Raw genomic sequence first — 12,947 nt, 5'->3', positions numbered from 1 at the left:
GCTCTTCTGTGCCGTTTCGGCGATGGGAATGACTCTGTACCAGGCCATCACAAGATGCCCGGGGGATTAAGATGGCGGAATTATACGCAAAGTCAGCGCAAAGAAACAGTCACTCGCTGCCAAAGCTGCGAGCATTCTTTTGAACTGCCGCGGTGGGTACGCTCTGCGGCAGTTCACAACCGGCAGCCAGACCCGGTTCAGACAATCGGCAGGACCTGTATGCCGCGATTCAGAGCAGCAGAAACCTGAACGGTTTCACTCTGCAGCAAACACAGCAGCGGCCTTGTCCAGTACCCTCACCAGAGGCTGAGGCAGGCTGTCCATATCCAGACTGTCGAGCAGATTTTTCACCGCCAGTCCCAGTTCGGTATCCCCTTCCATCTTCAGCCGGCGCTGAAAGAACAGGGTATCCGGATCCACCTTGCGGGCCGCGATACGCAACAGATCCCGGCTGGCTGCCCGCATCACTGCGTCGGGTTCCATCACGGCGGGCTGCACAGCCAAACGTTGATTGACCAGAGACACAGTAAATTGCCAGTCGATATCGGCCACAACGATGGTCACCGTTCGTCCGACCAGAAAGTCCAGCTCGCCTTCTTCAATTGCCTCGTGGAACACTTTGGCGAGCCCCAGCTCAATCACCGTCTGATGCACAAAAAAAGGCGTCAGCCGGCAATGCAGACGAAGCAGTCTCGGGGCCATCTCTTGAAGCCGTGAAAATTTTGGGGAATACACCGTGCTGTCCTCTTCTTTTGGTTGTATTGCCGTCATCCTAGGCCAACAGCAGTCACCGCTTCCTGCGATAAATCAATATTTTCACCCGCCCCGCCCGTCCTCGATCAAAAGCCAGTTCTGAAAAACACCGCAAAACCTGAGTCATATCAACACGGCCGTCCGTCAGCTCAATAAGATGTCGGACAGCATTTTATGAACCATCAGGAGCATTCACATGGAGCTGCTCTGCCCGGCAGGAAATCTGCCCGCACTCAAAACCGCCATCGACAATGGTGCCGATGCGGTCTACATCGGTTTTAAAGACGACACCAATGCCCGGCATTTTGCCGGTCTGAACTTTGAGGGTAAGCGTCTGGAACAAGCGGCAGACTACGTCCGCAAACACGGGCGAAAGCTGCACATTGCCCTCAACACCTTCGCTCACCCGGACGGTTTTGGCCGCTGGCAGCAGGCGGTCGACAAAGCCGCCGCCTTGGGCGTTGATGCTCTGATCGTCGCCGACATTGCCGTACTCGATTACGCGGCTCGTCGCTACCCGGATCTCGAACTGCACTTATCGGTTCAGGGATCGGCCACCAACACGGAAGCCATTCGCTTTTACCGCGATAATTTCAACGTGAAGCGGGTCGTTCTGCCCCGGGTTCTGTCAATTCATCAGGTCAGGCAACTGGCGCGCAATACCGATGCCGAACTGGAAGTCTTCGCTTTCGGCAGTCTCTGCATCATGGCGGAGGGGCGCTGCTATCTATCGTCCTATCTTACGGGCGAATCGCCCAATACCGTCGGTGCCTGCTCGCCAGCCAAGTTTGTCCGCTGGCAGGAAACGCCGCAGGGGCTGGAGTCACGGCTCAACGGCATATTGATCGACCGCTATCAGGACCACGAAAAAGCCGGTTATCCCACCTTGTGTAAGGGACGATTTGAAACCTGCGTCGATGGGCAGTCTCAGCGTTCCCATGTGTTGGAGTCCCCCACCAGCCTCAATACTCTGAGCCTGTTGCCGGAGCTGTTTGCCGCCGGGATTGCTTCGGTCAAAATTGAAGGCCGTCAGCGCAGTCAGGCCTATGTCGCTGAAGTCACCCGCACCTGGCGTCAGGCCATCGACAGTTACCGGGCCAGCCCGGAAGCCTATCAGGTCCGGCCTGCATGGGAAAAGGCCCTGAGCGACCTGTCCGAAGGGTCACAAACCACACTGGGCGCGTATCAGCGACAGTGGCAATAACAGGAGAACAGCAATGAAATATTCACTGGGGCCACTGTTATATTTCTGGCCGAAAACCGATGTTGCACAGTTCTATGAAGCCGCCTGTACCAGCGCGGCTGACATTGTCTATCTGGGCGAAACCGTCTGTGCCAAACGGCGGGAAATGAAAGTCCGGGACTGGCTGGAACTGGCCAGAATGCTGGCGGCTGCGGGCAAGGAAGTCGTCCTGTCCACCCAGGCACTGCTTGAAGCGCCAAGTGAAGTCAGTGTGCTGAAAAAATACATCGATAATGGTGAATTCAGCATTGAAGCCAACGATGTCTCGGCCATTCATCTTGCCCGGCAACACAAAGTGCCTTTTGTCGTCGGACCGGCGGTCAATTGCTATAATGCCCAGACGATTGCGCTGTTTCTGAAGCAGGGCATGTTCCGCTGGTGTATGCCAGTGGAATTGTCACGGGAATGGCTGACCCATGTGCAGCAAGACTGCGACGCGCAAGGCATCCGGGGACAGTTTGAGACCGAAGTCTTCAGCTATGGCTACCTGCCGCTCGCCTACTCTGCCCGTTGCTTTACGGCCCGGGCCGAAGGCCGGGGTAAAGATGAATGCGAAACCTGCTGTATTCTTTATCCGGAGGGACTGGCCGCGAACAGTCAAGAAGGACAGCGTCTGTTTACCCTCAACGGCATTCAGACCCAGTCTGGTTACTGCTACAACCTGATCAATGATTTGCCCGGGATGCGGGGCCTGGTTGATGTGGTCCGGATCAGTCCGCTCGCCACCGACACCCTGGATACACTGGCAAAATTCAAAGCGTCTGAGCTGACCTCAGGGCGACACCCGATGGCAGACCGGATCCAGTGTAACGGTTACTGGCACCGGCTGTCCGGGCTGGATACCCGGACGGTCTGAAACCGGATTACTCAGCCCTGCTTCGCACAATCCCCTTTTTTGGCAGCAGGGGATTGTGCAGCAGAAGCATCCGGAATCGCCCATAAAAAAAGCTGCCCCGCTTCAGGGGCAGCTTCAATCAGGATGGAATCGATCTTTGGCAGAACTTACGCGTTCGCACGCAGGGTTTTCGCCGCGGCAACCATGTTCTTCAGGGCCGGCAGTACTTCAGCCCACTGGCGGGTTTTCAGACCACAGTCCGGGTTCACCCACAAACGCTCGGCCGGAATACGCTCTGCAGCCAGCTGCATCAGTTTCACCATCTGCGCTTCCGTCGGAATGTTCGGCGAGTGAATATCATACACACCCGGACCGATTTCGTTCGGATACTTGAAGTTATCGAACGCATCCAGCAGTTCCATGTCAGAACGCGAAGTCTCAATGGTGATCACATCTGCATCCATATCTGCAATGGAGGCAATGATGTCATTGAACTCGGAGTAACACATATGCGTATGGATCTGAGTTTCATCCGCCACACCGTTGGCCGTGATTCGGAAGGACTCAACCGCCCAGTTCAGGTACTCCTGCCACTCGGACTGACGCAGCGGCAGACCTTCACGCAGTGCTGCTTCATCGATCTGAATGACTTTCACGCCCGCTTTTTCCAGATCCAAGACTTCTTCACGGATCGCCAGTGCCAGCTGGTAACAGGATACAGCGCGAGGCTGATCGTCGCGGACAAACGACCAGTTCAGAATCGTCACAGGGCCGGTCAGCATGCCTTTCATTGGTTTGTCGGTCAGTGACTGCGCATATTGGGTCCAGGCCACAGTCATTGCGTTCGGACGGCTGATGTCACCGAACAGGATTGGCGGCTTGACGCAACGGGAACCGTAAGACTGCACCCAGCCGAACTGGCTGAAGGCATAACCGTCCAGTTGTTCACCGAAGTATTCCACCATGTCGTTACGCTCGGCCTCACCGTGCACCAGGACATCAAGTTCCAGCGCTTCCTGCTCACGCACCGCGTGGGCAATTTCTGCCTGCATCTGGCTGATGTAAGTCTCCTGATCCAGCTCGCCCTTCTTGAACTTCAGACGCGCCTGGCGAATTTCCGCAGTTTGCGGGAATGAACCAATGGTCGTGGTCGGGAACGCAGGCAGATTCAGGTGTGCGGTCTGCTTGGCAATCCGTTCCGCATACGGATGCTGACGCTCACCCAGCGCCGGAGTAATGGCGGCCACAGCTGCCTGAACGTCCGGGTTGTTGACACGTGTTGACTGACGACGGCTGTCGATCGCCGCCTGATTGTCTGCCAGAGCCTGCGCCACTGAATCACGGCCTTCATTCAGTGCACGGGACAGCACAGAAAGCTCGTCCAGTTTCTGCAGGGCAAACGCCAGCCAGGATTTGATTTCCGCATCCAGCTTCTGCTCGCTGTTCAGATCCACCGGCACGTGCAGCAGTGAACACGAAGGGGCTACCCACAGGCGCTCACCCAGATCACGGGCAATCGGCTCCAGCCAGTTCAGCACGGTATTCAGGTCCGTTTTCCAGATATTCCGGCCGTTGATCACCCCAAGCGACAAGGCTTTGTCCGCAGGCAGCGCCGCAATCACCGCATCGACTTCATTGCGGCCACGCACGGCATCTACATGAAGACCCTGGACCTGCAGATTCACTGCCAGCGACAGGTTTTCTTTCAGTTCGCCGAAGTAAGTTGCCAGCAGCAGCTTCACCTGGCCCTGATTCAGGGTCTGATAAGCTTTATTCAGCGCCTGTTGCCATTCAGCAGACAGTTCGGTGACCAGAATCGGCTCATCGATTTGTACCCACTCGACACCTTTCTCAGCCAGCAGCGTCAGCAGTTGCGCATAAACCGGCAGCAGTTGATCCAACAGATCCAGCTTATTCGAGGCGTCTTTTTCCTTGCCCAGCCACAGGTAGGTCACCGGACCAACCAGGACAGGTTTGACTGCAACGCCCTGCGCTTGTGCTTCTTCCAGTTGTGCCAGCAGACGCTGAGGGTTGAGTTCAAAACGGGTGTCTGCGGTAAATTCAGGCACAATGTAGTGATAGTTGGTATCGAACCACTTGGTCATCTCACCGGCATGCACACAGCTGCAGCCACTGTCATTCGCGGAACGCCCACGGGCAACCCGGAAGTAATTGTCCAGCTCATCGCCCGCCAGACCTTCAACACGGGCCGGAATGTTCCCCAGTGTGAAGCTGGTATCCAGCACCTGATCATAAAAAGAGAAATCGCCAACCGGTGTCAGGTCCAGTGCCGACTGGTGCTGCCAGTGCTTCTGACGCAGTCCCGCCGCCAGTTCTGTCAGCTCACCTTGTGTGCTTTCGCCTTTCCAGTACTTTTCCAGTGCAAATTTCAGTTCACGGTTTGCGCCGATACGTGGGAAACCCAGGTTATGAATTTTAGCCATCTATACGTCCTCCAAAGTTGTTGAAGACATCTTATGGCTATCTAATGATGAATTAAAATGGCATTATTTCATCAACCTATGAAAGTTACTCATGAGTTAAGGACAAATCATGATTGAACGCAGCCATCTGGCAATTCTGCGGGAAGTCCGCCGACTGGGCTCACTGACCGCTGCCGCTGATGCCCTCTATCTCAGCCAGTCGGCGCTCAGCCACAGTATGAAGAAACTGGAGCAGCAGCTCGGGACCCCGGTCTGGACCAAATCGGGCCGCAACCTGCACTTTACTCAGGCCGGAAACTACCTCTTGCGGCTGGCCGAAAGAGTCTTGCCGCAATTTGAGCATGCCGAAGAACAGATGCAGCAGTTTTCCAGTGGCCAGCGGGGCACACTGCGGATCGGAATGGAGTGCCACCCCTGTTATCAGTGGCTGCTGAAAGTCGTCAATCCATACCTCAAAGCCTGGCCGGATGTCGATGTGGACGTGAAGCAAAAATTTCAGTTTGGCGGGCTGGGTGCTCTGTTCGGCTATGAGATTGATGTGCTGGTCACCCCGGACCCGCTGCTGCGTCCGGGCATCCGGTATATCCCGGTCTTTGATTATGAGCAGGTACTGGTCGTGAATGAGCTGAGTCCGCTGGCATCAGCTGAATACATCACACCGGAGATGTTACTGGATAAAACCCTGATCACTTATCCCGTCGAGCAAAGTCGACTGGATATCTACACCAGTTTTCTCACACCAGCCAAGTGCAGTCCGAGAAAACACAAACTGATTGAAACCACAGATATTATGTTACAGATGGTGGCTGCGGACCGGGGAGTGGCTGCACTCCCGAAATGGCTGGCCAAGGAATATGAAGAAAAATTGCCCATCGTTGCTGTTCGACTGGGAGAAACCGGCATTCACAAAAATATTCATCTCGGTGTCAGAGAAACCGATCTGAATGTCGATTATCTCAACGCCTTTATTACGCTGGCAGACTCGTTGTCCGAACATCGTGAATCCAGCGCAGAATAATCAGAGTTCAGCCTTCATGATCAGCGCATCTTCACGACCGCTGTCACTGATAGTGCTGTCAGCCCGGTAGTAATTCTCCCGTCGGCTGATCAGTTTAAAACCGCTGGCCAGGTATAACTGGCTGGCGCGGACATTGCCGGCACGAACTTCCAGCCAGATCTCTTCGGCACAATCTGCCCGTGCAGCAGTCACAAACGCCGCCAGTAACTGGCGGCCCAGCCCCTGCCCCTGCATCCGGGGATCAACCGCAATATTGAGCAGACTCGCCTCACCGGCCACCGACTGGCCGAAACAATAACCAGCCACCTGACCGTCGCTCAGCATGGTCAGATTCAGGGCCAGCCGTCCCGGCGTTTCCCGAATTTGACTCTCCGTCCAGGGGAAGCGATGCGCACGCTGCTCAATGGCCCACACATCGTCCAGATGAGCTGCAGACATAGGAACGAATTCAATCATTGAATGCACAAATCTGTTGCCACAGGGCTTTTTTGTCCGCCGGGTGATCATGCATCTGGCTCAAAGCTGCCGAATGCAGGATATGGCAGTCACTCGGCGCGACGCTCTCACATCCTGCAAACCAGCACCAGGTCAGGTGATGCTCACCTAAGTCCGGAAGCGCATGCGGAGGCAAGGCTAGTGCTTGATCCGGGGTCAGTTTCATACTGCGAAGAATATTACCGAACAGCCAGGCATCATGTTCATCCAGAGCCTCTGAAGTCACAAACAGCAACTGACAGCTTTCCGGTAAATCAATCACAGGCTGAGACAAATCAGGAAAACAGTCCGGTTTCCGGATCTGCCAGCTGGTCAGTCCCATTTCCTGCAGAATCTGAATATCTCTTTGCTGCATGGTACTTTTCTTATGAAAACGCTGAAAAAGGTTCGCTGTAAGCCACCAGTCCCTGATGCCCGCTCAGCGAATCGGACAACAGTTCACGGACCATGAAAGACTCTTCCGGCACCGGCCAGCTGCAATGCAGCCCGTGTGTTGCCGCAGTCACGAAGCCAGCCTTGCGGTAATACTGACTGTCTCCCAGCACAACCACCACCGGATAGCCCAGCTCAGCCAGGATCTCTGTTGCTTCCTGCATCAGGGTCTGACCAATCCCCTGGCCACGATACTCTTTCCTGACACACAAGGGTGCCAGTCCCTGCCAGCCATTATCCAGGCCATCGACAGTCACCGGACTGAAGAATATATGCCCGATCACTTCACCTTCGTCCGAGCTGGCCACCAGCGACAATGTTCTTTGTCCCTGTTCGCGCAACGCCATCACCAGCTCTGCTTCAGCCGGTGTTTCAAATACCTCTTTCAGTAAGGCATCAATGGTCAGAATGTCCGATGGCACTTCAGTTCGTATCAGCATAATCATCCTCAGAAAAACAGTCACCAGACTGTTTGCAGTCCATATTGTGCGGGCTGGTCTGAACGATAACAACCCCTTTCTTTACTGCGGCCATGAATCCCTGCGCGGTTCATCACTGGCATGAATGACTTTTGGCCCGGCTCCGGAATCAGCAGGACTGATCGCTCAATATTTGAACAAGCAAAATTTTATCTTCCCTTTCACGGTCCCCAAAATCAGGAGAATTCATATGAAAATGACAAGAAAAGTTGACTTGATATATTTCAGGCCTGAAAGGTACAGCCAGATCAGTTCAACATATTTCTTATTCAAAACACAGTGTTAGCGATGAATACCGAAAAGGGCTTTGTCATAATTTTGTAACCAATGTCAATAAATCCATATTTTTTGTCCCATAACTCAAAGTTTTCTCACGAATGCATGAAATTTTGACAATTCGCTATTTTCTGACGTTATATTACGGGTACGACTTAGCCAGATAAGGGCATCCAGGGGATGTCAGCCGAAACAGATCATATCGCCATGCCGACTGAATTCATCAACAATTGGTTTTTTCAACTGACAGGCAATAGCCCGTTCCTGTTCGCCATTCTGGATAAGCAACACTGCTACACCGCCGTGAACCATCATTACAGCCAGTTAAGTGGCCTCAACCATGAAGAACTGGTGGGCTGCACCGACGCTGACATTCTGGGTCATGCTTTTTATGAAACGCTGAAACCCTATTATGAACGTGCTTTCAAAGGTGAGAGTGTCGAGGGTGATGTGATTTTGGATGAGCACCGCCACCACACCAGCCTGCACTTCAGCCTGTCGCCGCTGAGAACTGACACCGCAGAGATCACCCATGTCGTCTTACATGCCATAGACACCTCTGAACGTCTCCAGTTAGCCAATGCCGTCGCTGAACGGGAAGAGCAGTTCAACCAACTGTGCCGGCTCATGGCCGACGGCTGCCTGCTCATTGAAAAAAATCAGATCCTGTCTGCCAATGCTATTGCGGCACAATTACTGGGTTTTTCGTCCGCAGAAGCCATGATTGGCGAAGATCTCGGACAATTGCTGATCGACAGCCGTAACAACCGTCCTTTTGGCGAACAGCTGGCTGAATTAAGTAATGGCAAAACGTACCACTGTCTGACCAGCCCGCAATGCCAGACAGAAAATGCACTGACCCTCACACTGGGTGATGTTCAGCTGGTGGGCTCCCCTGCCAGCCTGGTCGTTCTGAAGCAACCGCATAAACAGCAGGTCCATCCGGATCAGGTCGAACAACTGATTCATACCGATCCGCTGACCGGACTCTACAACCGGCATGGATTCAGCCGGCGTCTGGAGCAGATGATCAACCGCCAGATCCCTCTGGTGATGCTGTATCTGGATATTGATAACTTTAAGAACATCAACGATTCCCTGGGCCACCATATCGGCGACCGCGTGCTTCAGGAAATCTCTCACCGCCTGCGCCAGCTGTTACCAGAGAACGCCGTCATCGGCCACCTGGGAGGCGATGAATTCGGCATTCTGCTTCCGGAGCCGGTTCAGGCAGATATGGGCGAACAAGTTTCGAAGAAAATTATTGCGCTGGTCAATCAGCCCTTTGACCTGATGCACTTCAGCAAACATCTGGCCTGCTCCATCGGTATGGTGAATTATCCGGGGAATGGCAGCGATGCCCGTTTGCTGCTTCAGCATGCCGATACGGCCATGTATGAAGCCAAAAACCGCGGGCGGAATCGTCTGGTCACCTTTGATGAAACCATGAACAAAGAAGCCAGAATGCGCTTATGGCTGGAAATCGAGCTCCAGAAAGCCCTGCAGAACAAAGGGCTGGAAGTCTGGTATCAGCCGAAGGTCAGTGCTCGGGATTTTTCCATTCATGGCGCAGAAGCACTGGTCCGCTGGAAACATCCGATTGAAGGCTATATCAGCCCGGCCCAGTTTATTCCGGTTGCTGAACGCTCGGGGCTGATCGAGCAACTGGGCAAAGTGGTCATGCGCGAAGTCTTCACTACGGTTAAGCGATGGAAGAAACAAGGCCTGTTGCCTGGCCGGGTGGCCATCAACCTTTCACCGCAGCAGTTCGGGAATCCGAACCTGATCCAGTATGTTTCCGATTTGCAGCGCGCCACTGAAGTGAATCCGGACGATATCACCTTTGAACTGACTGAAAGTGCCATGATGGGTGAAAATGAGCACACCATCCAGATGCTGAACGCAATCAAAAAACTTGGGTTTGCATTATCAATTGATGATTTCGGTACGGGCTATTCCTCGCTGTCTTATCTGGCCCGCTTTCCGCTGGACGAGCTGAAAATCGACCGTGCTTTTATCAAAGATCTGGAAACCGTCCCGAAACAGCTGACCCTGATCGAAAACATCATCAACCTAGGTAAGTCTCTCAACATGTGTGTCGTGGCAGAAGGCGTTGAAACACGTCAGCAGGCCGCACTGCTGTCTAACCTGAACTGCGATTACATTCAGGGCTTCCATTTTTTCCGCCCGCTGCCAAAAAATGATTTAGAAACCATTCTGGTTAAAAATTTTCGCAGCCGGTACTGACAAAGCCCCGGCTCCCTTAACGTCCGTGATGGATTTCCTGTTGTGAGAGGATCTCCTCAGTCCGGCGCAGCATGTATTCTTTGAATGCCTGACACCGGGCAGGCATCGGATGCCGGGGCCGAAAATACAGATTGATATCAAACTGGCTGGCGACAAAATCGGTCAGCAGCACCTGCAGTTCACCCGCATCCAGCCCCGCTTTGATCACTGAATGGGGAAGATAGGCAATTCCGGCACCGCGAATGGCCATATCACGCAATATTTCACTGTTATCGCATTCCAGCGCATCACTGATTGTCACCGCCCGGTTGATCCCATTCAGACGGAAATACCACCGGTTTCCGCCCACCAGCGAACTGGCATACAGGCACCGGTGCTCCCGCAACGCCTCGGGCTCCTCCGGCACTCCGCAGCGAGCCAGATACTGAGGGGATGCACAGGCATACAATGGCTCACTCAGCAACAACCGGCGAATGAGCAGGGAGTCTTTCTCTTCGGTTTCCCGGTTCGTTGCCTTGGCCCGGATAATAAAATCAACGTGAAGCGGATCAGTCTCACCGGCTTCAATGAATAACCGGAAATTCACCTGCGGATGCATTTCCATATATTCGGCTATGATTTCACGCAGATAGTAAGCCGCATACAGCGGCGTTGATGAAATCGTGATCACCCCACGCTGCTCGTCCGCCATACTGCCCACTTCAGAGCAAATGGTATCGATTTCAGGCAAGAGCGAAGAAAAGCGCCGGTACAGCATTTCCCCGGCATCCGTGGGAACCAGTTGCCGTGTGCTCCGTTTGATCAGTTCCACAGCCATCAGGCCTTCCAGTTCTTTGATCCACCGGCTGGCAGCGGCCGCCGATATTCCCCAGGCTTCAGCAGCCTCCCGAAACGAGCCATGCTGAATCACAGAACAGAAAAACACGATCTTATCTAACTGTTGCTGGCGAGGATTGATCCCGACCAGTTGCTGAGTCATAGCACATTCCTTATGGGTTGATAGATTTGTCTGGATATCCAGCTCAGACATTTAGCTATACCTAATGAAGGCTATCAATAATGCCTTTTGTCTTCTATATGCATCAACCCGATTATTGCAACTTTCAGCTCGCTTCACAGTCTTGATTCACGGGACCACGATTCTGCTCCCCTGGCAGCCTGAATGTCGGTGAAAAAATATCCGCTGGCATCAGACACAAATCTGGATCAATGATTGGCATGAACGACATCTTCGACAGAATATCCCTTTCCAAATCCATCCCGGGAGCAATTTCTTCCAGTACCAGTCCCTGAGGTTCCAGCCGGAATACAGCACGCTCCGTAATATACCGGACCGGTTGCTGTGTCTGCACTGCCCTGCGTGCCGAGAAAGTGATCTGTTCAACTTGCTCGACAAATTTGATCTGGCTGCCTTCGCGGCAGATATGCAGCTGACCGTCACGGACTTCAACCTCCAGCCCGCCCGCCGTAAAAGTTCCGCAGAAATACACAGACTTCGCATGCTGGCTGATATTAATAAATCCGCCGCAACCCGGCAGCCGGTCACCGAAACGGGACACATTAATGTCGCCCATCGCTGAACATTGTGCCAATCCCAGAAACGCCTGATCGATACCGCCACCATCATAAAAATCAAACATCTGGTCCTGAGTGATGATCGCCTGAGGATGAAGGCTGGCCCCGAAATCCAGACCACTGGCCGGCAGCCCCCCAATCGCGCCCGGTTCTACCGTCAGCGTCAGACGGTCCAGCAATCCCTGCTCCCCGGCGACCACCGCTATATACTCCGGCACGCCAATCCCGAGATTCAGCACAGAGTCCGGTGCCAGTAACATCGCCGCCCGACGGGCAATCAATGTTTTGGCATCCGGTTCGGACGTTACAGCCATCGGTGCTGTCTCATGCTGTTCCCGAACCGTTGCCCGCCCCACGAATGCCGGGTTAAATTGGGTGGCAAATGTCTGCATATGCTCTGACTCATCATTGCAAAGCACCACCGCATCAACAAAGATGCCCGGAATTTTGATGGCGTGCGGATCCAGAGTCCCGGCCGGCACAATGCGTTTAACCTGAACAATCACCTGTCCACCCTGATTTCTGGCCGCCTGAGCGGTCGCCAGGTTCTCCGCAATCAGACACTCGTCTTCCATGGTGATATTGCCGTCGGTATCTGCTGTCGTCCCGCGCAAAATAGCAACATCAACCGTTAAACGCTGATAGAACAGATATTCTTCCCCGCCCAGTTCTACCAGCGACACCAGATCTTCCCGGGTAATCGCATTGATTTTTCCGCCTTCCAGACGCGGATCGATGTAGGTCCCCAGACCAGTTGTGGTCAGCGTGCCGGGTTTACCCGCAGCTGTATCCCGCAGCAAATGAGAAATAACACCCTGAGGCAAATTATAAGCTTCAATTTCATTTTGCAGGGCCAGTCTTTGCAGCCCGGGCACTAATCCCCAGTGTCCTCCGATAACCCGTTTCACCAGTCCGGGAATCGCCAGGTGATCTGCGGCCCGGCCTGCACCATCTCCCTGACCCGCAGCAAAGAGCAGCGTCAGGTCGCTGGGTGACTGATCGCGTTCAAAACGCCGTCCTAATGCTTTGATGATAGATTCCGGCACCACAGAGCCGATGAACCCTCCCAGCATCACTGACTGCCCGTCCTTGATCCAGGCTGCTGCCTGTTCCGCCGTTAGTTGGGTGACTGCCATCTGCAACTTCCTTT

At 53.8% G+C, this 12,947-nt stretch carries 11 protein-coding genes; 4 read left to right on the top strand and 7 right to left on the bottom strand.

Translation table 11 applies throughout. From position 1 onward, the window contains the following. Positions 1 to 255: 255 nt before the first annotated feature. Positions 256 to 702: a ubiquinone anaerobic biosynthesis accessory factor UbiT gene (gene ubiT, locus SPK40_RS11375; RefSeq protein WP_330960545.1), complete on the bottom strand. Its 447-nt coding sequence runs from the start codon at positions 700 to 702 to the stop codon at positions 256 to 258. 247 nt (positions 703 to 949) lie between these two features. Here ubiT and ubiU point away from each other — a divergent pair, with 247 nt between their 5' ends. Continuing rightward, the gene (gene ubiU, locus SPK40_RS11370; protein WP_248141305.1) at positions 950 to 1,957 is read left to right on the top strand and encodes a ubiquinone anaerobic biosynthesis protein UbiU; all 1,008 of its coding nucleotides are present in this window, start codon (positions 950 to 952) and stop codon (positions 1,955 to 1,957) included. Positions 1,958 to 1,970: 13 nt separating this feature from the next. Beyond that, positions 1,971 to 2,852: a U32 family peptidase gene (locus SPK40_RS11365; RefSeq protein WP_330960544.1), complete on the top strand. Its 882-nt coding sequence runs from the start codon at positions 1,971 to 1,973 to the stop codon at positions 2,850 to 2,852. A gap of 146 nt (positions 2,853 to 2,998) precedes the next feature. Here SPK40_RS11365 and metE read toward each other — a convergent pair whose 3' ends face one another. Further along, the gene (gene metE / locus SPK40_RS11360) at positions 2,999 to 5,275 is read right to left on the bottom strand and encodes a 5-methyltetrahydropteroyltriglutamate--homocysteine S-methyltransferase (RefSeq protein ID WP_330960543.1); all 2,277 of its coding nucleotides are present in this window, start codon (positions 5,273 to 5,275) and stop codon (positions 2,999 to 3,001) included. A 109-nt stretch (positions 5,276 to 5,384) separates the two neighbouring features. Here metE and SPK40_RS11355 point away from each other — a divergent pair, with 109 nt between their 5' ends. After that, on the top strand, positions 5,385 to 6,293 hold the full coding sequence (locus SPK40_RS11355) for a LysR family transcriptional regulator (protein WP_330960542.1): 909 nt from the start codon (positions 5,385 to 5,387) through the stop codon (positions 6,291 to 6,293). On the opposite strand, the gene rimI is transcribed toward SPK40_RS11355, so the two are convergent. Genes rimI through SPK40_RS11340 form a run of 3 tightly spaced genes read right to left on the bottom strand, consistent with a single transcriptional unit; the run spans position 6,294 to position 7,660 of the window. Then, a complete protein-coding gene (gene rimI / locus SPK40_RS11350; RefSeq protein ID WP_248141309.1) occupies positions 6,294 to 6,731 on the bottom strand; it encodes a ribosomal protein S18-alanine N-acetyltransferase in 438 nt (145 codons plus the stop codon). A gap of 10 nt (positions 6,732 to 6,741) precedes the next feature. After that, the gene (locus SPK40_RS11345; RefSeq protein WP_248141310.1) at positions 6,742 to 7,143 is read right to left on the bottom strand and encodes a DNA polymerase III subunit psi; all 402 of its coding nucleotides are present in this window, start codon (positions 7,141 to 7,143) and stop codon (positions 6,742 to 6,744) included. Between the two features lie 10 nt (positions 7,144 to 7,153). Further along, a complete protein-coding gene (locus SPK40_RS11340; RefSeq protein WP_330960541.1) occupies positions 7,154 to 7,660 on the bottom strand; it encodes a GNAT family N-acetyltransferase in 507 nt (168 codons plus the stop codon). Positions 7,661 to 8,182: 522 nt separating this feature from the next. Between SPK40_RS11340 and SPK40_RS11335 the strand changes: the two genes are divergently transcribed. Further along, positions 8,183 to 10,222 (top strand): putative bifunctional diguanylate cyclase/phosphodiesterase, encoded by a 2,040-nt coding sequence (locus SPK40_RS11335; RefSeq protein ID WP_248141715.1) that lies wholly within the window; start codon positions 8,183 to 8,185, stop codon positions 10,220 to 10,222. Positions 10,223 to 10,238: 16 nt separating this feature from the next. On the opposite strand, the gene SPK40_RS11330 is transcribed toward SPK40_RS11335, so the two are convergent. Both SPK40_RS11330 and SPK40_RS11325 read right to left on the bottom strand, forming a co-directional pair. Continuing rightward, positions 10,239 to 11,201, bottom strand: a complete 963-nt coding sequence (locus tag SPK40_RS11330; RefSeq protein WP_248141312.1) for a LysR family transcriptional regulator — start codon at positions 11,199 to 11,201, stop codon at positions 10,239 to 10,241. Positions 11,202 to 11,325: 124 nt separating this feature from the next. Then, complete coding sequence (locus SPK40_RS11325) at positions 11,326 to 12,933, bottom strand: acyl CoA:acetate/3-ketoacid CoA transferase (RefSeq protein WP_330960540.1); 1,608 nt, start codon at positions 12,931 to 12,933, stop codon at positions 11,326 to 11,328. Between the last annotated feature and the right edge of the window lie 14 nt (positions 12,934 to 12,947).

Source organism: Photobacterium sp. 53610 (assembly GCF_036409375.1).
GTDB lineage: Bacteria > Pseudomonadota > Gammaproteobacteria > Enterobacterales > Vibrionaceae > Photobacterium.
Note: the sequence above shows the minus strand (reverse complement) of the source record. Positions and strands in the feature narration are given on the sequence as shown.